Consider the following 22,078-nt stretch of genomic DNA (forward strand, 5'->3'; position numbering starts at 1 on the left):
CCACCGCCGCCATAACCACCACCGCCGCCGCCGTAGCCGCCGCCACCGCTACGGGGGGGGCGTGCTTCCATGGGACGTGCTTCGTTGACGACGACGCTGCGGCCGCCCAGGGGCTGGCCGTTCATGCCGTTGATGGCGGCCTGTGCTTCCGCGTCACTGCCCATCTCGACGAAGCCGAAGCCCTTCGAGCGGCCGGTGTCGCGCTCCATCATGACCTTGGCGCTGGTCACTGCGCCGAACTGGCCGAAGGCCTGTTCGAGATCACCGTCGCGCACCGAGTAAGGCAGGTTGCCGACGTACAGTTTGTTGCCCATCAAGGGACTCCTATAAACACATCAAGAAAAGCGATGGAGTCCCGAAAGCATCACTCAAACGAGAGCGTCGAGTCGCGCGAAACTGACCGATCACCGAACTGCCTCCCCACCAAAATGAAGTGGGAGGCTCGTGCATTATGGGTGAAATATCCGAAAAGCAAGCAGGAATTTGCTTCTTGAGGTAGCGCCTGTGAAAACAATCAAAAGCTAGCGCCCGCTTACAAGATCGGGTCAGGCCCTTGGCGCTACAGGTAGAATCTCGCCCGTCATTGGGGAGTAGCCGCCTTCCGATCTGCGAGAGGGGCCCGCGTCAACAGACTTGTCCTGCCCCACAGGACATGGCGCGTGCAGTGAGAAAACACCTGGCGAGACCTTTGACCGTGCAACTTCGGGAATATGGCCGAAGGTGTTGCACGGTCAATTGCGTCCTTCGGCCAAGAAACCCCACGTTCAAAAAATGGAAGCTTTTCTCGTTGCAACCGGCGTCGTCGCGCTCGCCGAAATGGGCGACAAGACCCAACTATTGGCCCTGCTGCTCGCAGCCCGTTTCAGGAAACCCTGGCCGATCGTCCTAGGCATCTTCGCCGCCACCATCATCAATCACGCCCTGGCGGGTGCCGTGGGGAACTACATCACGCGCTGGCTCGGACCCGAGGTGCTGCGCTGGATTCTCGGCGGCTCGTTCATCGCGATGGCCGTCTGGATGCTGATTCCCGACAAGCTCGACGACGACGATGCCCCGGGCGTGTCCAAGTTCGGCGTCTTCGGCACCACCGTGATCGCGTTCTTCCTCGCCGAGATGGGCGACAAGACCCAGATCGCCACCGTCATGCTGGCCGCCCGCTTCACGCAGGACTACTTCTGGGTGGTCGCCGGTACCACGCTGGGCATGATGCTGGCCAACGCGCCGGTGGTGTGGCTGGGCGACAAGATCGTTCGCCGCGTGCCGATCAAGCTCGTGCACGGCATCTCGGCCGCGATCTTCCTGGTGCTGGGCGTGATCATGATCATCGGCTGGTAAGAAAGCAGAGCCCCTTCCAGAAACACCGCGGAACCGGCTTCGCCGGGCCGCAGGTGTTGCCCCCGAAGGGGGTTGGCGAAGCGACACGCAGTGCGCGCAGCCTGGGGGATATACTCGCGCTGCGCCGATTTGCTTCAGCTTGCGGGCGCTTTATAAATCCAGCTAAAGACAGGCGCGGCAGACCCGGCTCGTTTTTGGCGAGGCCGGGTTTTTCATTCATGTCGTCGTCACCTCCCTTGGTCGTCACTTCGCAGTCGATGCAGTTCGCGGGCCCGCTGGCCCTGCGCAGCGGCGCATCGATCAGCGACTACACGCTCGCCTACGAAACCTACGGCACCCTGAACGCCGATCGCAGCAACGCGGTGCTGGTGTGCCATGCGCTCAATGCCTCGCACCATGTGGCGGGCGTCTACCAGGGCCAGGCCCGCTCCGAGGGCTGGTGGGACAACATGGTGGGACCGGGCAAGCCGGTGGACACCGACCGCTTCTTCGTGATCGGCGTCAACAACCTCGGCTCCTGCTTCGGCTCGACCGGCCCGATGCACGTCAACCCCGCCACCGGCCGCGTCTACGGCGCCGACTTCCCGGTGGTCACGGTCGAGGACTGGGTCGACGCGCAGGCCGCCCTGCTCGACGCGCTCGGCATCGAGACGCTCGCCGCCGTCATGGGCGGCAGCCTCGGCGGCATGCAGGCGCTGTCGTGGACCTTGCAGTACCCCGGTCGCGTGCGCCACGCCGTGGTGGTGGCCAGCGCGCCCAACCTCACGGCGGAAAACATCGCCTTCAACGAGGTTGCGCGCCGCGCCATCGTCACCGACCCCGACTTCCACGGCGGCCACTTCTACGAGCACGGCGTGGTGCCCAAGCGCGGCCTGCGCATCGCTCGGATGATCGGCCACATCACCTACCTCAGCGACGACGTGATGAACGCGAAGTTCGGCCGCATCCTGCGCAGCGCCGTCGAAGGCGAGGCCGCGGGGCTCGACTACCGCTACTCCACGCAGGACGTCGAGTTCCAGATCGAAAGCTACCTGCGCTACCAGGGCGACAAGTTCAGCGAGTACTTCGACGCCAACACCTACCTGCTCATCACCCGCGCGCTCGACTACTTCGACCCCGCGCGCAGCCACGGCGGCAAGCTCAGCACCGCGTTCGCCAACGCCACGGCCAAGTTCCTGCTCGTGAGCTTCAAGACCGACTGGCGCTTCTCGCCCGCGCGCAGCCGCGAACTCGTGAAGGCGCTGCTCGACAACCGCCGCAACGTGAGCTATGCCGAGATCGACGCGCCGCACGGCCACGACGCCTTCCTGCTCGACGACGTGCGCTACATGGGCGTGGTGCGCTCGTACTTCGAGCGCGTCGCCAAGGAGACGAGCGCCGCCGGGCCGCCCCAAGGCGCGGGCCCCCTGAAGGGGGTTGGCGCAGCACGCGAAGCGGCAAGCCTGGGGGGGAGTACCACTGCATGAGCGACCTCGAACATCAACGACTGATCGCGCAATTGGTGCCCCAGGGCTCGCGCGTGCTCGACCTCGGCTGCGGCGACGGCGCCCTGCTCGACCTGCTGCAGCGCGAGCGCGGCTGCACCGGCTACGGCGTGGAGATTGCGGACGGCAACGTGCTGCAGTGCGTACGCCGCGGTGTCGACGTGATCCAGCTCAACCTCGACGAAGGCCTGTCGATGTTCGACGACGCCTCGTTCGACGTGGTGCTGCAGATCGACACGCTGCAGCACCTGCGCAATGCCGAGGTGATGCTGCGCGAGACCGCGCGCGTGGGGCGCATCGGCATCGTCGCCTTTCCCAACTTCGCGCACTGGCCCAACCGCCTGAGCGTGGCGCGCGGCCGCATGCCGGTGACGCGCCGCCTGCCCTACCAGTGGTACGACACGCCCAACATCCGCGTCGGCACCTTCAAGGACTTCGAGGTGCTGGCCGGCAAGAACAACCTGCGCGTGCTCGACGCCTTCGGCCTGCAGGACGGCCGCGACGTGCGCTGGCTGCCCAATGCGCGCGCCGGCACCGCGGTCTTCAAGTTCGAACGCGGCGGCGGCTGAGCCCCTGATGCCCGTGATGGACGTGGACCGCAACGCATGAGCTTCACGCTGGCGCAGCCGGTTCACAGCGAACTGCTCATCAAGAAAAGCCGCTTCATCGGCTGCGTGCAGCCGGTGGCCGACCGCGCGGCCGCGCTGGCCGTGGTCGCGTCATTGCGCGCGGAGCATCCCGCTGCAGCGCATGTGTGCTGGGCCTTGATGGCCGGCGGCCAGTCGGCCGCGAACGACGACGGCGAGCCCGGCGGCACCGCGGGACGGCCGATGCTGGAGGTTCTGCGCCACCAGCAGGTCGAAGGCGCGCTGGCAACCGTGGTGCGCTACTTCGGCGGCGTGAAGCTCGGTGCCGGCGGTCTCGTGCGGGCCTACACCGACGCGGTGGCGCAGGCCCTGCTCGGCGCCACGCTCGTGCCGCTGCTGCGCCAGCGCAGCCTGCGATGCATCGTGCCCTATGCGCTCGAAGGGCTGGTGCGGCGCGAACTCGCCTCGGCCGGCGCGGTGCTCGAGAGCGTGCAGCACGGCGACGACGTGCGCTTCGCCTTCGCGCTCCCCGAGCCCGACGCCGATGCGTTCATCGGCCGCCTCGGCGATGCTGCGCAAGGGCGCGTCGCCTGGCCGACGGAGTAATCCGCTTCGCCGGCACCGCAGGCACGGATTCCGGCGCCGTCATCGCAAGAACACCGCGCTGCGCCACGGGCACGGGCACGGCTTCGTCGTTCGGCCCGCGCCGCGCCATCTCGGCCGTCACGATGCCCGTGGGCACCGCCAGCACGCCCCAGCCCAGCAGCATCATCACCGAGGCGATCGCGCGGCCCAGGTCGGTCTTGGGCACGAGGTCGCCGAAGCCCACGGTGGCCATCGTCGAGATGGCCCAGTAGATGGCCACCGGGATGCTCGTGAAGCCGTGCTGGGGCCCTTCGACCACGTACATCAGCGTGCCCATCACCAGCACCACCAGCATCACGAAGCCCACGAACACCGTGATCTTGCGCCGGCTCGACGCCACGGCCGTCACCAGCGCGCGGTACTCCACCGAGTAGCGCGACAGCTTGAAGATGCGGAACACGCGCAGTAGGCGCAGGATGCGCACGTCGATCAGGTAGGCCAGCTCGGGCGCCAGGGCCACCAGGAAGGTCGGCAGCAGCGCCAGCAGGTCGATCACGCCGTAGAAGCTCAGCGCATAGCGCAGCGGCTTGTTCACGCAGCACAGCCGCGCGATGTACTCCAGCGTGAACAGGATGGTGAACACCCATTCGAGCGCGTTGAACAGCGGGCGCCAGTGCTCGCGGATCGACTGCACGCTGTCCAGGATGACCACCAGCACGCTGGTGACGATGACCGCGATCAGCGCAAGGTCGAACCACAGCCCCGCGCGCGTGTCGGCCTCAAAGATCACCGTGAACAGCGTGCGCCGCCAGCCGTGAGAGGGCTTGTCGAACCGCAAGTCGGTGGCGGCGGGTGTGGAGAGGGCTTCGAGAGTCGGGCGGGTCATGAGGCGATTGTCGTGTCGCGGACGACTTATTCAGTTACGCTTCTTGCGCAATGAAGTGCCGCATGCCGTGAGTGCGTTCTTACGATAGTCCCCTTTCTTGAGGAGCTCCCCATTGGCTACACAGTCCCCCTTCTTCGGCAAGCGTGACCGAGACAACGATTCGCTGACTTCCCGCCCCGCTCCGCTCGTCGGCGCAGCCACCAACCTCTCCGGTTCCCCTGTGAATCCCTCGTCGCTGACCGCGCAGCAAGGCGGCCTCAATGCAGCGGCCCCCGTCGCCAAGGAAGGCGGAAGCAAGCTCACCGTCGGCCCCAACATCAAGCTCAAGGGCGTCGAGATCACCGATTGCGACACGCTCGTGGTCGAAGGCCTGGTGGAAGCCACCATGGATTCGCGCCTGATGCAGATCGCCGAACAGGGCGAGTTCAAGGGCTCGGCCGAAATAGACATCGCCGAAATCCGCGGCGTGTTCGACGGCAACCTCACGGTGCGCGAGAAGCTCGTCATCCACTCCACCGGCAAGGTCACCGGCAAGATCCGCTACGGCAAGATCGTGATCGAAGAAGGCGGCCAGCTGTCGGGCGAGATCAGCTTCGGCGCCAAGGGCTGACGCAGTCTCTGGTTCATCCCGCGCCGCCCGGCTTCATTCAGGCCGCCGGCGGCTCCCATCCCAGGCGCTCCAGCAGGGCACCGGCCGCGGCCGGTGCCTTTTCCTTCGCGCCGTTGATGAAGTAGACGAACACGTCGCGCTTCTTCGGTGACACGGCCCAGCCCTGCGCGCGCTCAGCCCAGGTGTCCAGCGCCTTCGGCGCATAGCCGGCCTTGAGCTTGGCGTTGGCCATCATGAGCCGCGCATAGGCGAAGTCGCCCTCGGGCTCCTCGAACGATGGAAACTTCTCGGCGTCGGTGAACACCGTCGACACCTTGTGCTTCTTCGCGAGCGCCTTGTACGCGGGCACCATGAAGCTCTCGTGGCGCACGTCCATCACGTGGCGCAGCACGCGGCTGCCTTCCTTCTTCGGCAGCAGCGAGAGGAAGGCCTCGAAGTCTTCCGCGTCGAACTGCTTGGTCGGCATGAACTGCCAGACGATCGGCCCGAGCTTGTCGCCCAGCTCGGCCACGCCGCTGTCGATGAAGCGCTTGATCGAGTCGCCCGCGCCGGACAGCAGCTTGCGGTTGGTCGCGAAGCGCGAGGCCTTGAGCGAGAACATGAAGTCGGCCGGCGTGTCGTCGTGCCACTTGCGGAAGGTCTCGGGCTTGAAGGTGCTGTAGTAGGTGCCGTTGATCTCGATGGCGCTGACCCTGCGGCTCGCGTAGTTCAACTCCTTCGCGTGCGCGAGACCCTTGGGGTAGAAGTTGTCGCGCCAGGGTTCGTAGGTCCAGCCGCCGATACCCACCTTGATATCTGCCTTGATCCGAGTCGATGCTGACTTGCTCACATGGCCTCCGGTTTTGAGATCGCCCGCACTCTACGCGCGCTCGCCTCAAGGCGCAAAATGCATCTTTTCGTCCACCCGCGGAGAACCCACCGATGAACGCCCCCCTGCACCGCGAAATGCCCGCCGGCACGCTCGACGCCGAACGTGCCCTGTCCGACGTCACCGCCCGATGGGACGGCGACATCGTCCGCCAACTCACCGACTACATCGCCATTCCCGCCAAGTCGCCCGGCTTCGACAAGGACTGGTCGGCCAACGGCTACCTCGAGACCGTGCTGCGCAACGCGGCCGCCTGGGTCGAGGCGCAGAAGGTCGAGGGCCTGAAGCTGGAGATCGTGCGGCTCGAGGGCCGCACCCCGGTGCTGTTCTTCGAAGTCCCGGCCACGGGCACCGACATGGACGAGACCGTGCTCATGTACGGCCACCTCGACAAGCAGCCCGAGTTCACCGGCTGGCGCAACGACCTCGGCCCCTGGACGCCCAAGTACGAGAACGGCCTGCTCTACGGCCGCGGCGGCGCCGACGACGGCTATGCGGTGTACGCCAGCATCGCCGCGCTGCAGGCGCTCAAGGCCCAGGGCGCGGCGCATCCGCGCATCGTCGGCCTGATCGAGACCTGCGAGGAAAGCGGCTCCTACGATCTGCTGCCCTACGTCGACGCGCTGCGTCCGCGCCTGGGCAACGTCGAACTGGTGATCTGCCTCGATTCGGGCGCCGGCAATTACGACCAGCTCTGGCTCACCACCTCGCTGCGCGGCATGGCCAGCGGCACGCTCAAGGTCGAGGTGCTGACCGAAGGCATCCACTCGGGCGATGCCTCGGGCCTCGTGCCCTCGAGCTTCCGCATCATGCGGCAGGTGCTCGACCGCCTCGAGGACAGCGCCACCGGCCGCCTGCTGCCCGCGAGCTTCCACTGCGAAGTGCCGCCCGACCGGCTGGCGCAGGCCAAGGCCACCGCCGCCATCCTGGGCGACGAGGTCTACAAGCGCTTCCCGTGGGCGCACTACGACTGCGGCGGCTCGACCATGTTCGCGCTGCCCACCACCACCGACCCGGTCGAGGCCCTGCTCAACCGCACCTGGAAGCCCACGCTGTCGGTCACCGGCGCCGAAGGCTTTCCGGCGCTGAAGGACGCGGGCAACGTGCTGCGTCCCTACACCGCCTTCAAGCTCTCGCTGCGCCTGCCGCCGCTGGTGGATGCGGCCGAGACGGTGCAGACGCTCAAGGCCCTGCTCGAGGACAACGCGCCCTACCAGGCCCGCGTGACCTTCGAGAGCGGCGGCGGCGCCACCGGCTGGAACGCACCGACCATCACGCCGTGGTTCGAGGATGCGCTCAACAAGGCCTCGCGCGCGCACTTCGGCGCGTCGTGCGGCTACATCGGCCAGGGTGGCACCATTCCGCTGATGAACATGCTCAGCGCCGGCTTCCCGAAGGCGCAGATGATGGTCTGCGGCGTGCTCGGCCCCAAGAGCAACGCGCACGGCCCGAACGAGTTCCTGCATGTGCCGTACGCGAAGAAGCTCACGGCCGCCGTGGCCGAGGTGATCGCGGCGCTGCCGGCTGCGCACCGCGCCGCCGCATCGGAGCCGGTGGCGGCTTGAACGACCCCGCGCTGCCTCTGCCGCAGCGCGTGTCGCTGTCCACGCCGGACGGCGAGACGCTCGCCCTGCGCCGCCTGCCGGCGCCCGGGCCGGCGCGCGCCGTGATCGTCGTGGTCCACGGGCTCGGCGAGCATGCGGGCCGCTACCACGCGCTGGCGGAATGCCTGCACGAATGGGGCTTCGCGGTGTGGGCGCACGACCACCACGGGCACGGCGAATCGACCGGTGCGCGCGGCGGCCTGCCGAGCGAACTGCGGCTGGTCGACGACCTCGCGCTGGTGGTCGACGATGCGCGCCGACTGAACCCCGGGCTGCCGCTGGTGCTGCTGGGGCACAGCCTGGGCGGGCTGGTCGCGGCGAGCCTGGTGGCGCGCGGGGTGCGGCCGGTCGACGGGCTGGTGCTGTCATCGCCGGGGCTCGACCCCGGCCTGAGCGGCTTCCAGAAGGCGCTGCTCGCGGTGCTGCCGCGCATTGCGCCGAACCTGCGCGTGGGCAACGGCCTGGACGACAACTATCTCTCGCACGACACGGCCGTGGTGCAGGCCTACCGCGACGATCCGCTCACGCACGACCGCATCGGCAGCCGGCTCGCGCGCTTCCTGGCGTACGAGGGCGCGACGGTGCAGCAGCGCGCCGCCAACTGGCCCGTGCCCACGTTGCTGCTCTACGCGGGCGACGACCGCCTCGTGAGGCCGTCGGCCAGCCGGGCCTTCGCCGCGGCCGCGGCGGGCGGCAAGGTCGAGGCGGGCGGCAAGGTCGAGGCGCATTGCTTCGACACGCTGTACCACGAGATCTTCAACGAAATCGAAGCCGAGCCGGTCTTCGCGGCCCTGCAGCGCTGGCTCAACCAGCGCTTTCCGCCGCGGGCCTGACGGCACGCTGCAGGTCGCGCTCGACCTCGCTGAAATCGACCGGCGACAAGTCGCCCAGCATGCTGCCGTCGGCGCCGTCGAGCGCCACGGACTGCACGGTCTGCAGTTCGGCGCCGTCGGGGCTGTCCTGCACGAACCAGCCGACGGCCAGCCGCAGTCGGATGCGGCGCCCGCCGGGCACGGGCTTGCCGAAGCTGCCGACCATGCCGCCTTCGCCCACCTCGCGCATCCAGCCGCGCTGTTCCAGGCCCAGCAGCGCACCGTTGGACACCTGGCGCCCGGCCCAGTGCGGGATGTCGCGGCGCGCGCGCAGCGATTCGTCGCGCGCGAAGGTCTGGCGCGCCAGTTGCTCGAAGGGCTGCGCGATGCCGTGGCCGGCCAGCACGCCGGCCCAGGCGGCGGCCAGCGCCGGGTCGAGCTCCGCGATCTCCAGCGGATGCGGGATGCCGATGCGTGCGTTGTCGGCCAGCATGACCGGGGCGCCGTGCAGATCGCTCAGCTCGCCCTCGGCGCCGACGCGGAAGGTGCCGGCCAGCCGGTTCGACGCATCGAACAAGCCCCACACCAGCGACCGGCTGAAGACGCGCAGCACCGGGTGGTTGGCGAAGAAGGGCAGGAATTCGGCGGGCGCCCAGCGGCGCCGCGCGCACATGGCGGCTTCGAGGCGCCGCAGCTGCGCGGCGGCCACCGCCTTGGCGAGCTTGCGCAGGTCTTTGAGTTGATTGGCCGCGGCCTGGGCCTTGCCCGCGTCGTCGTTCGCGCCGGGCTTGGGCAGGGTCTTGAGCATCTTGCCGGCGCGGTTGTGCACCACCGGCTCGAAGTCGTGGTCCATGCGTATCTCGAAGCTGCGCGGGCCGAAGTCGAGCGTGAGCCGCGCGCGGCTGTCCAGGCCCAGGTCGGGCACGGTGCGGTCGGCCAGCTGGTCGAGGCTCAGGCCGCGCTGCTCGGCCACCTCGCCCAGCATGCGGTCGGCGCGGGTGCGCAGGTCGTCATGGCGGGTCTGGCGCGAGAGTTCGGCCAGGTGCATCAGGGCGGCGTCGCTGCCGATCTCGCCGAGCATCGCCATCGCGTCATAGGCGCGCACGCGGTCGAGCGCGGCACGCCATTGGCGCAGCAGGCCGTAGAGCTGGCGCGCGGTCTCGCCGTCGCCCAGGCGGCCCTGCAGCGCGAACATCCAGCGCTCCCTGGCGGGCCGGCCGTTGCCGATCCACCAGGCCAGCAGCGCACGGCCGAAGCGTGCGAGCGAGTCGGGCGTGAGCGCCTCCAGCAGGCTGGCCAGCCCCGGATAGGGCATGTCGGGCTTGCCGAGCATCATCGCCATCAGCACGTCGGGGACGGCGGCCTGCGGCAGTGCCTGGCCGCCCTGCCGGAGGATCAGCCGGGGCAGCGCGGCCAGTGGCAGGGTCTTCGGCAGCACGGGCAGGCTGTCGGGCAGCAGGTCTTCGGGGGCGATGGCCAGCAGCTGCGCCACGGCGTCGGCGGCCTCGGGGCCGTAGGCGGCGGCCTGGTCGCGCACCGCGTCGGCATGGCCGGCGCCGTGCAGCCAGCGCAGCGCGGCCTGCGCGGCTTCATGCGCGGCGCCGGGCTCGCCCAGCGCGATGGGCACGAGGCCGCGCGCAGCCGCATCCGGGTAGCGGGCCAGCCACTCGCCCGCCTCCTGGCGGACCCAGCGGTTGGTGTGGAAGCCCCTGGCGATCCAGCCCGCGAGCGGGTCCCATTCGACGACGGCGGCCAGCTCGAACATCGCGCGAGAGCCCTGCTTGAGCACGCGCTGCAGCCCCGGCAGCGCCGCGGCGCCGAACGCATGCAGGATCGGGCGCACGCGCGAGACGTCGTCCATGTAGTGGGTGGGCGCCGGCCCGTGCGTGAACACCGCGACGGCCAGCGGCTGCGGCAGCAGCCAGAGGTATTCGGCGGCGCCCCAGCGCGCGTCGGGCAGCGGGCCGAAGTCGTCCGGCCCGACCGCCCTGCCGTTCACCAGGACGTCGTCGATCAGCTCCGGGCGCAGGCCCAGCATCCACAGGGCCTTGTGCGCGTGGCCGCCTTCGCGCACATGCGCCGGCGCGTCGGGCTGGTGGCGGGTGAACTCGCCTGCCCATTCGTCGGCGCGCTCGCGCGAGACGCGGACCTCGCGCGCCAGCCAGCCGGACACGTCGCCCGTGGCCTGCAGGTACTGCGGCGGCTGCAGGTTCTGCCAGTGCAGCGACGCGGCCGGCGGCAGGGGCTGCAGCGCCAGGACGGGAATGACGGGCAGCGCCTGCCGGTTCTTCCAGGGCGGGCGCTTGAGCAGCGCGGGCCAGGCGGCCGGCGGCGCTTCGGCCACGCCGCCGGAGCTGTCTTCCTGCAGGCGCGTGAGCGTGTCGCGCTGGCTTTCGTCGCAGGCGGCTTCGAGCGGGGCTTGCCAGTCGGGGTTGGCGGCCAGCAGTTCCAGGATCAGCGCGGCACCGGCCTGGTGGCGCGCGGGGTTCGCCGACAGCAGCTCGCGCAGCACGAACAGCGGCCAGCGCGCCGCCTGCTTGACGAGCGCGTTCTTGCAGTCGATCTGCTTGACCTGCGCCACGAAGAAGCGGACCACGGCCTCGTCCTGGATGGCCAGCAGGTCGGCCACTTCTTCCTTGTGCGGAGACGGCTCGAAGAACAGCTCGGCCGCGCCTGCGCCGTGCATCTCGAGCATGCGCAGCCGGGCCGCGCGCGGCGGATAGAAGCTGGAACGGTGGCGGCGGAAGAAGTCGAGGCTGTCGGCCAGGCTGCGCTCATCGGACAGCAGGCCGCCGCAATGGCCGCAGGGCCGGTCGTTGAACTGCGCAAGCGCCTCGCGCATGCTCTTGGACCACCGGACGGTGCCATCGGGCCGCGCTTGCCAACCCTCTACCTTCGATTTGCCACCGCCCGCCATGCCGTCTTACCTCGAATTGATGCGAGCGGCATTGTCGGCCAAGGGCGCTGGAGCAGAAAAAGGTCGAAAAAAAGCGCCCTTGCGGGCGCCGAGTCTGGAGACGGCAGTCTTTCTTTCAGGACTGCTTGCCTTGCAGCAGGCCGCTGAGCGAGCCCAGCAGGTCTTCATGGTTGCCGAGCCCCTGCTCCGGCACCTTGCCGTGTGGCGTGAGCTGGTCGATCAGGGCCGGCAGCATGGTGGCGAGCATCGGCAGCAGCGTTTGCGCATTGATGCCCAGCCTGGAAGCGATGTTCGCGATGGTGTCGCTGCCCAGCGCGTTCTGCAGCTGGTCGCCCGTCACAGGCTGGTTCTCTCCCTTGCCGATCCAGGAGCCGATGACGTTGCCGAGGCCGGCCTGCTCGAATTTCGAGACCAGCCCGCCAATGCCGCCCTGCGCTCCGTTGTTGGCGAGCAGGCCGCCCAGTGCACCGGCAAGTCCGCCGAGATCGCCCAGCCCTCCGAGGCCGCCGCCTTGCTGCGGCTGCTGCTGCGCAGCGCCCCCCAGCACTTGACCGAGTACCGAATCGAGCAATCCCATGGCCGTTTCCTTGGTGTGTGACAGAACCGGTGAGCATTGTTAAATGCCGCGGACCCCGAGCTGGAAGCTGCACTTTCACTTTCGAACTGGCAGCGTGACAAATTACTTGGTACGCACCGCCCGTTTGGGCAGCAGCGCGGGGCTGACCCCCTGCACGCCCACCAGCCCCAGCACGGTGGCGAGCGAATTCTGCGCCCCTTTCCATGCATCCGTCATGTCAATGGACTCGCTCAGCGAATGGAATCCCGACGCCTTGCCGCCCCCGCCGATGATGATGGCCGGGATGCCCAGCGAGATCGGCACGTTGGCGTCGGTGCTGCCGCCGCGCAGCAGCGTCCTGTGGCCGAAGGCCGCGTTCGAGCGCACCGCGGCCTCGACGATGACCGAGTCGGGCGGCGTGCGGCCGCCGGGGCGATCGCCGATGAGCTTGACGCTCGCGCTCAGCGTGCTCACGTTCCAGCGCTTGTTTTCCTCCGCCACGGCTTCGTCGACGGCCGCGAGGATCTTCTTCTCGGTCTCCAGCAGCGAGGCCATGTCGTCGGAGCGGATGTCGATGGCCATGCGCGCATCGGGCGCGATGGTGTTCACCGAGGTGCCGCCGCCCACCGTGCCGACCGTGAACGTGGTCTTGGGAAAGCTCGGCGTGCGCACGTCGGCGATCTTTGCGATGGCGCGGCCCATGCCGTGGATGGCGCTCGGCACCTGGCCGAACGCGCCGAAGCTGTGGCCGCCCGGGCCCTGGAACGTGACTTCCCAGCGGTGGCTCGCGGTGCCCAGTATCAGCACGCTGCCCGGCGCCGACGGCTCCAGCCCCACCATGCCGTCGATGTCGACGTGGTCGCGGAAGATCGCCTTCATGCCGCGCAGGTTGCCCAGTTCTTCCTCGCCGACGTTGGCGACGAACATCAGGTCGCCCACGGTCTGGATCCTGTTGTCGTTCAGCACCTTGAGCCACGACAGCAGCACGGCCAGGCCGCGCGTGTCGTCCGCGATGCCGGGGGCGTGGAGCCGGCCTTCGTGCTCCTTCACCTTCACGTCGGTGCCGGCGGGGAACACGGTGTCGAGGTGGGCCGAGACCAGCAGCATCGGCCCGTTGCCCGTGCCCTTGCGCAGGCCGACCACATTGCCCTCGGCGTCGATCTTCGCGTGCGGCAGGCCCAGCGCCTTCATGCGGGCGAGGAAGGCTTCGGCGCGCTTGTGCTCCTTGAAGGGCGGGGCCTCGATTTCGGTGAGCGCCTTCAGGTCATCGATCGAGCGCTCGTGGTCGGCCTTCACCGCATCCATCAGCTTCTGGATGCGGGGCGAGGCCATCAGCTGGGCATAGGCTTTGTCGACCTCGGGGCCGACCACCACCTGCGCCTGCACGGCGGGCGGATTCTGGGCCTGGGCGCCCTGCGCCGCACAGAGGGCGGCAAGCGCTAGAAAAACGGGACGCAGCGCGCGGGACAGGCGGGGCATGGAAGCAAAAGTCCTTCTTTTGTCTTAAAGAAGTAACGATTGTTCCCAAAGCGCTCGGCGTTCGCCTCGCGGAAAACACCGCCTCAATCGGCTGGAAGTCCGGCGAGCGACACCAATGCGGCGAGCGCCGCCGTCTCGGCGCGCAGCACGCGCGAACCAAGGGTGATGGGCGCGAAGCCCCGGGCGATGGCTTCGTGTTCCTCGGCGCCGCTCAGGCCGCCTTCGGGGCCGCTGAGCACCAGGACGCCCCGGCCGCCGCCCGCCGGAACCGAGCCGATCCCGCGAGTGCCGTCGGCGAGGCTCAGCACGAGGCGCTCGGCGGCATCGGCGTCCGGCTGCCGTTGCGCGCCGATCCAGGCTGAGAACGCCTGCACCGGATGGATCACGGGCACCCGGTTGCGGCCGCACTGCTCGCAGGCGGCGACGGCGATCGCCTCCCAGTGCGCGCGCTTCTTCTCGGCGCGCTCGCCCGACAGGCGCAGCACGCCGTGGGCGGTGGCCAGCGGCTGGATGCTCGACACGCCCAGTTCGGTGGCCTTCTCGACCAGCCAGTCCATGCGCTCGTTGGCCGGCATGCCGACCGCGAGGTGCACGGCGCGCGATGCTTCCCGCTCCACCGGCTGGTGGGCGCCGACGGTCACCGCGACGTCGCTGCGGCCCATGCGCTCGACGGTGGCCGTGTACTCGCCGCCCGCACCGTCGAAAAGCGTGAGCGCGTCGCCGGGCTGCATCCGCAGCACCTGCACATGGCGCGCGGCGCCCGGCGGCAGCGCCAGGCTGGTGCCGGCGCTCAGCGGCACGGAACAGTAAAAACGCGGCATGCTATGGAATCGATAGCTGCGAACGGCCGTTGCGCGGGCGTCACAGGATGGTGCTTTTTCAGTTTTCCTTCAGACACGGCCGTAGGCGAAGCCGGTGATGGCCGAAGTGCCCTCGATTTCATCGATCACCCGCACCAGCGGCGTCAGTTCCATGTAGCGGCCGGCGGTGGCGCGGATGTAGGCGATGAAGCGCGGCGTGTCCGCCAGGTAGCGGGGCTTGCCGTCGCGCAGCGTGATGCGCGCGAAGATGCCGGCCACCTTCAAATGGCGCTGCAGCCCCATCCATTCGACGGCCCGGTAGAAGGCGCCGAAGTCTTCGTCGACCGGCAGGCCGGCCTTGCGCGCGGCGACCCAGTAGCGGATGGTGATGTCGAGCACGAACTCCTCGTCCCAGCTGAGGAAGGCGTCGCGCATCAGGCTGGCGATGTCGTAGGTGATGGGGCCGTAGACCGCATCCTGGAAGTCGAGCACGCCGAGCCTGGGGCCCGAGCCGCCGCCGGGCCGCCCCAAGGCGGTGAGCGCCCCCTCGGGGGGCAGCGAGGACACGCCAGTGCCGAGCGTGGGGGCCACATTCACCATGAGGTTGCGCGGCATGAAGTCGCGGTGCACATAGACGCTGGGCGACGCGAGGTTGCTGTCGACGATCAGCTTGAAGCTGCGCTCCAGGCGCTCCTTGAGCTTGCCCTCGACGGCGATGCCGCGGTGGCGGCCGATGTACCACTCGGGGAACAGGGCGAGTTCGCGCTCCAGCAGCGCCCGGTCATAGGGCGGCAGCACGCCGGGTTTCGAGGCCAGCTGCCAGCGGATGAGCGCGTCGATCGCCTCGTCGTAGAGCGGGCGGCTCGCGTCGGGGCGGGCGGGGTCGAGCACGTCCAGCATGGTCTGGCGGCCCAGGTCGTCGAGCAGCAGGAAGCCGTGGGGCCGGTCCCATTCGAGCACCGTGGGGGCGAGCACGCCGGCCTCGGCCATCAGCTTTGCCACCTGCACGAAGGGGTCGCTGTTTTCCTTGTCCGGCGGGGCGTCCATCACGATGCGCGTGGGCGCGGCCGGATCGGTGGTGTCGATGCGGAAGTAGCGCCTGAAACTCGCGTCCACCGAGGCCAGCCGGACCGTGTCCGGCAACAGGCGCTGGGCGGAGGCGATGCCGTGCAGCCAGCCCTGGAACACTTCGGCCCGTTTCGGATCCGTCCAGAGAATGGGCTCGGCGGGACTTGGGGCCAATGGGGCCGGGGTCGGGGGTGCTGTCATGGATAATCGATTCTACAAATCCGCCTGGCGCGGCAACCACGCTCGTCCGGCTTCCGGCCGAAGCGGGTTGCCGCCGGCACCTGCAACCCGCCGGCCTGCCGCGCCGTCTCCCCCGACGATCCTTCGTTCCGAACCGATGCCTACGACCCAACGCCCTCACGCTTGGCACCTTGTGCGCTCGCTGCCCTCCGCCGGAGAGTCGCGGGCTTTCCTCGGAACGGCCGGGCGGGAGGCGTGATGCGCCGACGCACCACGCTGCCTCGCCCGCGGCGCGCCAGCCCGCCGCTGCCGCTGGCCGTGCTGTCCCTGGCGCTGTTCCAGGCGCAGGGCGCTTCCGCCCAGCAGGCCCCCAGCCTGGACGGGCCGCTCACGCTCAAGCGCACGCCGCTGCTGACGGAAACCATTCCCCCCAACGAGCGCGGCCAGCTGCCCAGCCTGGTCACCGGCGACCGCATTTCCGGCCGCCCCGACCTGGAAACCGTGGTCGAGGGCAACGCCACGCTGCGCCGCGGCGCGCTCGGCATCACCGCCGACCGCCTCGAGTACTACCAGCCCAACGACCTGGCCAAGGCCACCGGCAACGTGCGGGTCAACCAGGGCGGCAACGTCTACGAAGGGCCCGAGCTGCAGCTCAAGCTCGAGACCTTCGAGGGCTTCTTCAACAACGTGCGCTACCAGTTCCTCGCGAACGAGGCGCACGGCGAGGCGCAGCGCATCGACTTCGTCGACGCCAACGTGTCGGTGGCCCGCCAGGCCACCTACACCACCTGCCGCCGCGAAGACTTCCCCGGCTGGATGCCGGCCTGGCTGCTGACCGCGACCACGCTGACCACCGACACCGAGGAGAACGAGGGCGTCGCCAAGAACGCGCGCCTGAGCTTCATGGGCATCACCACGCCGCCCATTCCCAGCGTGAGCTTTCCGCTGTCCAGCGAGCGCAAGAGCGGCCTGCTGCCGCCAACCGTCGGCATCGACAACACCAACGGCATCGAGATCTCGCAGCCGTACTACTGGAACATCGCGCCCAACCGCGACGCGACGATCACGTCGACGATCATGAGCAAGCGCGGCGTCGATTTCAGCAACGAATTCCGCTACCTCGAGAAGGACTACAAGGGCACCGTCCGCCTCGACTTCATGGGCAGCGACCGGCTGGTGGGCCAGCGCTACAACGAACTGCGCAGCAGCCAGCTGCAGCAGCTCATCAGCGGGCAGATCCAGCCGCAGAACCTGGCGCTCGGCAACGGTCCGGGCAGCACCCGGCGCTGGGGCCTCTGGGCCACCCACCACCAGGACTTCGACGCCAAGGCGCTCGGCCTGGATTCGCTGTCGGCCAACATCAGCATCAACCGCGTGAGCGACAACGACTACTGGCGCGACTTCACGCGCACGCCGTCGCTTGCGCAGCGCCAGTTGCCCAACGACGCCTCGCTCAACTGGGCCAAGGGCGACTGGAGCGGCGGCATCCGCGCGCTGCAGTACCAGAACCTGCAGTACAACCTGTCGCCGATCACGCCGGCCTACGACCGGATGCCGCAGATCACCGCCAACTACAACAAGTACGACTGGCACGGCTTCGACGTATCGCTCAACCTCGACTACACGCACTTCCGGGTCAACACGATCCTGAACGGCCAGCCGGGCTACGACGCCAACCAGCAGTCGCAGCCCGATGGCGACCGTGCCATGGCCGTCGCCTCGATCAGCCGGCCCTTCATCACGCCGAGCTCCTTCGTCATTCCGAAGCTGATGCTGAACGCGGCCACCTACAACTACTACCTGCCGCAGACGGACATTCCCAAGCTCACCGTCAACGGCACGCAGTACGTGGGCGGCATCCCCTACAACCCGAACTCGCTGTATTTCTACCCGACCTCCAGCACCCGGACGGTGCCGACCTTCAGCCTCGACAGCGGCCTGATCTTCGAGCGCGACGCCAGCTACTTCGGCCGCGCCTTCCGCCAGACGCTGGAGCCGCGCGCCTACTACGTCTACACGCCGTACCGCAACCAGAACATGCTGCCGAACTACGATTCGGCAGCCAACGACTTCAGCTTCGCGACCATCTACACCGAGAACGCGTTCTCCGGCGGCGACCGGGTCTCGGACACGAATGCGCTCACGCTCGGCGTGACCTCGCGCCTGATCGATCCGTCCACCGGCGTCGAGGCGGCGCGCTTCGGCATCGCGCAGCGCCTGCGCTTCAGCAACCAGAACGTCGTGCTGCCCGGCGGCACGCCGGTGACCGACCGCGCGAGCGACCTGCTCGTCGGCGGCCAGATCAACTGGACGCCGAAGTGGAGCGTGGACACCCTCGTCCAGTACAACCCCGACACGCGCAAGTCCGAGCGCTCTGCCATCAGCGCCCGGTACAACCCCGAGCCGTATCACAACCTCAGTGCCGCCTTCCGCTACCAGGCGCCGACCACGCCCACCGCAACCGACGGCAGCAAGTCGTTCGACGTGGGCTGGCAGTGGCCGATCAACGACCTGTGGGGCGACAAGGGCAAGAACCTGGGCCCCGGCAAGGGCCAGGGCGGCGGACGCTGGTATGCGGTCGGCCGCCTCAACTACGACCTGGACGGCAAGAAGATCACCGACGGCGTGCTCGGCTTCGAGTACGACGGCTGCTGCTGGATCGGCCGCGTGGTGCTCCAGCGCACCACGACCGGCCTGGTGACGGCGAACACCCGCATCATGTTCCAGCTCGAATTCATCGGCTTCTCCAGCATCGGCTCCAGCCCGATGCAGGCGCTGCGGCAGAACATCCAGCGCTATGAACCCTTGCGCCAACCTGGCGAAGCGCCCAGCCGCTTCACCAACTACGACTGAGACGACTGACTGAGCACGCCATGAAACACTTCCGTTCCATCATCACACTGGGCTGCCTTGCAGCAATGGCCGCAGCGGCGGGCGCGCAAGGCTTCCACTCCGGCATCACGGACATCATGCGCGCCGGCCCGCGCCTGGGCCCGCCGGCGGCCCGCCCCGCGGCGCCCGCCAACACCGCGCCGGTGCAGCGCTCCGCCGAATTCATCGTCGCGCTGGTCAACTCGGAGCCGATCACCAACACCGAGGTGCTGACGCGGGTGGACCGCCTCATCAAGGAAAACCCGGACGCCGAACGCGTGCCGCGCAACGAACTCACGCGGCTCGTGCTCGAGCGCCTGATTTCCGAGCGCGCCCAGCTGCAGCTGGCCAAGGAAAACGGCATCAAGGTCGACGACGTGGCGATCGACCAGGCCGAGCAGACGGTCGCGCGCCAGAACGAAATCAGCCTGACCGAGCTGCGTCGCCGCGTGATCGCCGAAGGCCTCACGCAGGCGGAGTTCCGCCGCGACCTGCGCGACCAGCTGCTGCTCACGCGGCTGCGCGACCGCGAGGTCGAGTCGAAGGTCAAGATCAGCGATGCCGAGGCCGACGAATACCTGATTGACCAGCGCAACCAGGCCGTCAAGAACGCGGCGCTGCAGAACCTGAACCTCGCGCAGGTGCTCGTCGCCGTGCCCGAGAACGCCACCGACGCCCAGGTGGCCGCGGCCCAGAAGAAGGCGCAGGACATCGCCCAGCGCGCCCGCGCCGGCGAAGACTTCGCCAAACTGGTGCGCGAGAACTCCGATGCACCCGACCGCGCCAACGGCGGCGCCATCGGCATGCGCAGCGCCGACCGCTATCCGCCGCTGTTCGTCGACGCCACGCAATCGACGGCGGTGAACGGCATCGCCGGGCCGGTGCGATCGAGCGCCGGCTTCCATGTGCTCAAGGTGCTCGCCAAGGCCCAGATCGGCTCAGGCGACGCGACCGTGACCCAGACGCAGGTGCGCCACATCCTGCTGCTCAACGATCCCAAGCGCACCACGGCGCAGGCGGTCGCACAGCTGGCCGAATTCAAGCGCCGGGTGCAGGCCGGCACGGCCGACTTCGCCGGGCTGGCCCGCGACAACTCGCAGGACGCCAGCGCCAAGGACGGCGGCGAGCTCGGCTGGTCGCGCCCCGGGCAGTTCGTGCCCGAGTTCGAGGAAGCCATGGACCGCCTCGCGCCGGGCGAGATCAGCGATCCGGTGGTGTCGCGCTTCGGCGTGCACCTGATCCAGGTGGAAGGCCGCCGCGACGCCAAGCTCAGCCAGTCCGAGCAGCGCGAAGCCGCGCGCGCCGCGCTGCGCGAAAAGCGTGTCGAGGAAGCCTTCTCCACCTGGGTGCAGGAAGTGCGCGCCCGCGCCTACGTCGAATACCGCGATCCGCCGCAGTCCTGATCTGATGGCACATATCGCCAGGAAGCGGTTCGGACAGCATTTCCTGTCCGATGGGGGAATCATCGATGCGATCGTGCGCGAGATCGCGCCGCAGCCCGGCGATGCCATGGTCGAGATCGGACCGGGGCTTGCCGCGCTGACGCAGCCGCTGGTCGAGCGGCTGGGCCGCCTGACGGTGATCGAGCTCGACCGCGACCTCGCCAAGCGGCTGCGCGAGCACGCCCAGCTCGAGGTGATCGAGTCCGATGTGCTGAAGGTCGACTTCGCGGCGCTGGCCGAACGGTTTCCCGGCAAGCCGCTGCGCGTCGTGGGCAACCTGCCCTACAACATCTCCACGCCCATCCTTTTCCACCTTCTGGGCTATGCCCACCTGGTGGCCGACCAGCATTTCATGCTGCAGAAGGAAGTGATCGACCGCATGGTGGCGAAGCCCGCCACATCGGACTACAGCCGCCTGAGCGTGATGCTGCAGTGGCGCTACAAGATGGAAGACGTGCTGTTCGTGCCGCCCGAGAGCTTCGATCCGCCACCGCGCGTGGACAGCGCCGTGGTGCGGATGGTGCCGCTGGCCACGCCGCCGGCGCTCGATGCCGCGCGGCTGGGCGAGATCGTGCAGGTGGCCTTCAGCCAGCGCCGCAAGCTGCTGCGCCATACGCTGGGCAAGTGGCTGCAGGAACACGGCTTCGAGGGCGAGTTCGATGTCCAGCGGCGGGCCGAGGAAGTGCCCGTCGACGAATACGTCGCCCTGGCCCAGGCCGTCGCCCCATGAAAAAAGCCCGCTGAGCGGGCTTTTTCAATTGGGCTGATGCGCTGTCCGTCGCTTGTGTTCAGGCGGCGGCGAGCCAGTAACCCGCATTGAAGGGGCTGCTCATGCGCAGGGCAAGAGGCGAAACGTCGACCAGTTTGTCGGTCGGCATTTTTTCGCCGGCCGGCTCGGTGCTGGCGGCGGCCGTTGCGGTTGCGGAGGTGTTGTTCACGTCGATGCCATCGAGGGTTTCAGCGTTCGGCTGAGCCTCGTTCGCCCGTTCTGCTTGGCTGGTGGATGCAGAACGGGCTACAGAAAAGAATAGAAGCAGCGGAACGGGACCTTGCGGTCGCCCCAGTAGTCCGAGGCGTCGCGGAAGATGTCGAGCAGCTGCTCGCGCGCTTCCTTGTCGAACTTGGCGTTGGCCGGAATTTGCTCCAGCACGATGACGAAACCTGGCTGCGGGCCCGATTTATGCAACGGGTCGGTCATGCAGTCGTACAGCGCGTCGAAGTTCTTCCCGAAGTGGGCCGGGAACGTGAACTGCTGTGCGATCAGGTCGAGCACGTCCTGCTTGGTCTGGGCGTTGCCCAGGTTCGCATACAAGAAGTGCTGGCCGGCTGCGTTGGCAGCGTCCTGCAGGTCGTTCACGCGGAACGCGCGGATCGATTGCACGATGTTCGGGCGTACGGCACGAAGGGATAAGGTCATCTCCGCTGGTCTTTCCATAGTCATCATCATTTCTTCGGGGCGCTTTGGTGCGCCGCTCAGGTCGTTTTCATCGCTCATGGTGCAATCCGTCTGAAACTCGCATAGTGGTCCGCCGTGTACCAGCAGGCTTCGGGCGCCGTGCGCTGCTCGCCGCCACAGACGATCCGCCGTGCACCACGGTTGCGCGCGCCGGGCGTCTGCACCGTGTACTCGCGGTAGTGGCCGCGGCGTGCCGCTGGCAGGAGGCGTTCGCGGTTGCCAAATACAACGCCGTCCTTCTCATAACGAAACGGGCCGCCGCTGAGGATTGCCTGATAGGTCTGCTGTCCTTGCACCGGCAATTCGGACAGTGCAATCGTTTCCTCGGCGGGCGTTTTTCCTGCGCCGAACCAACCTCGGGCCTCGGCCCCCGTCGTCAACGCCGCCAGCAACAGGCTGGTAAGCGCAAACTTTGTGACAGAGGACGTGATCGAGGCGTAAGCCGCCATGGGGCACCACAAGAAAAGAGCGGGGGGTTCGAATTGGCGATCAACCTCGGGGTTAACCCGCAAATTCAAGCCCGCGAGTGTGCACCACG

Annotated in this window: 21 protein-coding genes and 1 riboswitch; of the genes, 10 read left to right on the forward strand and 11 right to left on the reverse strand. The window is 68.3% G+C overall.

Features of this window, described 5'->3' with window-relative positions; translation table 11 throughout:
• On the reverse strand, positions 1-314 hold a 314-nt coding region (rbp, locus tag AC1RVW_RS16900; protein WP_493201234.1), incomplete at its 3' end, for an RNA-binding regulator.
• 259 nt (positions 315-573) lie between these two features.
• A riboswitch (yybP-ykoY riboswitch) is annotated at positions 574-752 on the forward strand.
• 19 nt (positions 753-771) lie between these two features.
• Here rbp and AC1RVW_RS16905 point away from each other — a divergent pair.
• From AC1RVW_RS16905 to AC1RVW_RS16920, 4 genes are all read left to right on the forward strand, one after another.
• Entirely contained in the window at positions 772-1,335 is a 564-nt protein-coding gene (locus tag AC1RVW_RS16905; protein WP_493201236.1) for a TMEM165/GDT1 family protein, read from the forward strand.
• Between the two features lie 218 nt (positions 1,336-1,553).
• Entirely contained in the window at positions 1,554-2,801 is a 1,248-nt protein-coding gene (metX, locus tag AC1RVW_RS16910; protein ID WP_234382202.1) for a homoserine O-succinyltransferase MetX, read from the forward strand.
• Entirely contained in the window at positions 2,798-3,388 is a 591-nt protein-coding gene (gene metW, locus AC1RVW_RS16915) for a methionine biosynthesis protein MetW (protein ID WP_081267859.1), read from the forward strand. Before metX ends, metW begins: the two co-directional genes overlap by 4 nt.
• Positions 3,389-3,424: 36 nt before the next feature.
• Positions 3,425-4,012 (forward strand): IMPACT family protein, encoded by a 588-nt coding sequence (locus tag AC1RVW_RS16920; protein ID WP_493201239.1) that lies wholly within the window; start codon positions 3,425-3,427, stop codon positions 4,010-4,012.
• On the opposite strand, the gene AC1RVW_RS16925 is transcribed toward AC1RVW_RS16920, so the two are convergent.
• On the reverse strand, positions 3,957-4,877 hold the full coding sequence (locus AC1RVW_RS16925) for an ion transporter (RefSeq protein WP_493201241.1): 921 nt from the start codon (positions 4,875-4,877) through the stop codon (positions 3,957-3,959). The two genes, AC1RVW_RS16920 and AC1RVW_RS16925, sit on opposite strands and share 56 nt — an antisense overlap.
• A 112-nt stretch (positions 4,878-4,989) precedes the next feature.
• Between AC1RVW_RS16925 and AC1RVW_RS16930 the strand changes: the two genes are divergently transcribed.
• Positions 4,990-5,487: a bactofilin family protein gene (locus AC1RVW_RS16930; RefSeq protein WP_081267856.1), complete on the forward strand. Its 498-nt coding sequence runs from the start codon at positions 4,990-4,992 to the stop codon at positions 5,485-5,487.
• Positions 5,488-5,524: 37 nt separating this feature from the next.
• Here AC1RVW_RS16930 and AC1RVW_RS16935 read toward each other — a convergent pair whose 3' ends face one another.
• Positions 5,525-6,316: a DUF72 domain-containing protein gene (locus AC1RVW_RS16935; RefSeq protein ID WP_493201244.1), complete on the reverse strand. Its 792-nt coding sequence runs from the start codon at positions 6,314-6,316 to the stop codon at positions 5,525-5,527.
• A 92-nt stretch (positions 6,317-6,408) separates the two neighbouring features.
• On the opposite strand from AC1RVW_RS16935, the gene AC1RVW_RS16940 reads away from it, so the two are divergent.
• Complete coding sequence (locus AC1RVW_RS16940) at positions 6,409-7,920, forward strand: M20 family metallopeptidase (RefSeq protein WP_106936299.1); 1,512 nt, start codon at positions 6,409-6,411, stop codon at positions 7,918-7,920.
• Positions 7,917-8,792, forward strand: a complete 876-nt coding sequence (locus AC1RVW_RS16945) for an alpha/beta hydrolase (RefSeq protein WP_493201246.1) — start codon at positions 7,917-7,919, stop codon at positions 8,790-8,792. Before AC1RVW_RS16940 ends, AC1RVW_RS16945 begins: the two co-directional genes overlap by 4 nt.
• Here AC1RVW_RS16945 and AC1RVW_RS16950 read toward each other — a convergent pair.
• The 5 genes from AC1RVW_RS16950 to AC1RVW_RS16970 form a co-directional block, all read right to left on the reverse strand.
• Complete coding sequence (locus AC1RVW_RS16950) at positions 8,764-11,613, reverse strand: DUF4132 domain-containing protein (protein ID WP_493201248.1); 2,850 nt, start codon at positions 11,611-11,613, stop codon at positions 8,764-8,766. The two genes, AC1RVW_RS16945 and AC1RVW_RS16950, sit on opposite strands and share 29 nt — an antisense overlap.
• Before the next feature lie 190 nt (positions 11,614-11,803).
• Positions 11,804-12,265 carry a YidB family protein gene (locus AC1RVW_RS16955; RefSeq protein WP_081268219.1) on the reverse strand — a complete coding sequence of 154 codons (462 nt, stop codon included), beginning with the start codon at positions 12,263-12,265 and terminating at the stop codon, positions 11,804-11,806.
• Positions 12,266-12,367: 102 nt separating this feature from the next.
• Positions 12,368-13,723 carry a M20/M25/M40 family metallo-hydrolase gene (locus AC1RVW_RS16960; RefSeq protein WP_493201250.1) on the reverse strand — a complete coding sequence of 452 codons (1,356 nt, stop codon included), beginning with the start codon at positions 13,721-13,723 and terminating at the stop codon, positions 12,368-12,370.
• A gap of 83 nt (positions 13,724-13,806) precedes the next feature.
• Positions 13,807-14,544 carry a 16S rRNA (uracil(1498)-N(3))-methyltransferase gene (locus tag AC1RVW_RS16965; RefSeq protein WP_493201252.1) on the reverse strand — a complete coding sequence of 246 codons (738 nt, stop codon included), beginning with the start codon at positions 14,542-14,544 and terminating at the stop codon, positions 13,807-13,809.
• Between the two features lie 69 nt (positions 14,545-14,613).
• Positions 14,614-15,792 (reverse strand): aminoglycoside phosphotransferase family protein, encoded by a 1,179-nt coding sequence (locus AC1RVW_RS16970; protein WP_493201254.1) that lies wholly within the window; start codon positions 15,790-15,792, stop codon positions 14,614-14,616.
• A gap of 237 nt (positions 15,793-16,029) precedes the next feature.
• Between AC1RVW_RS16970 and AC1RVW_RS16975 the strand changes: the two genes are divergently transcribed.
• From AC1RVW_RS16975 to rsmA, 3 genes are read left to right on the forward strand one after another with little or no spacing between them, the layout of a single operon-like run.
• On the forward strand, positions 16,030-18,624 hold the full coding sequence (locus AC1RVW_RS16975; RefSeq protein ID WP_493201256.1) for an LPS-assembly protein LptD: 2,595 nt from the start codon (positions 16,030-16,032) through the stop codon (positions 18,622-18,624).
• Positions 18,625-18,644: 20 nt separating this feature from the next.
• Positions 18,645-20,045 carry a peptidylprolyl isomerase gene (locus tag AC1RVW_RS16980; protein WP_106936306.1) on the forward strand — a complete coding sequence of 467 codons (1,401 nt, stop codon included), beginning with the start codon at positions 18,645-18,647 and terminating at the stop codon, positions 20,043-20,045.
• 4 nt (positions 20,046-20,049) lie between these two features.
• Positions 20,050-20,814, forward strand: a complete 765-nt coding sequence (gene rsmA, locus AC1RVW_RS16985; RefSeq protein WP_493201258.1) for a 16S rRNA (adenine(1518)-N(6)/adenine(1519)-N(6))-dimethyltransferase RsmA — start codon at positions 20,050-20,052, stop codon at positions 20,812-20,814.
• Positions 20,815-20,872: 58 nt separating this feature from the next.
• Here the strand turns inward: rsmA and AC1RVW_RS16990 are convergent, their stop codons facing one another.
• The 3 genes from AC1RVW_RS16990 to AC1RVW_RS17000 all read right to left on the reverse strand — a co-directional run bounded on the left by AC1RVW_RS16990 (position 20,873) and on the right by AC1RVW_RS17000 (position 21,989).
• A complete protein-coding gene (locus AC1RVW_RS16990; protein ID WP_493201259.1) occupies positions 20,873-21,022 on the reverse strand; it encodes a hypothetical protein in 150 nt (49 codons plus the stop codon).
• Between the two features lie 77 nt (positions 21,023-21,099).
• Entirely contained in the window at positions 21,100-21,525 is a 426-nt protein-coding gene (locus tag AC1RVW_RS16995; RefSeq protein ID WP_086011111.1) for a barstar family protein, read from the reverse strand.
• A gap of 50 nt (positions 21,526-21,575) precedes the next feature.
• Positions 21,576-21,989: a guanyl-specific ribonuclease gene (locus AC1RVW_RS17000; RefSeq protein WP_081268225.1), complete on the reverse strand. Its 414-nt coding sequence runs from the start codon at positions 21,987-21,989 to the stop codon at positions 21,576-21,578.
• Positions 21,990-22,078: the final 89 nt, after the last annotated feature.

This window comes from Variovorax sp. MPBD4-3 (genome assembly GCF_058809745.1).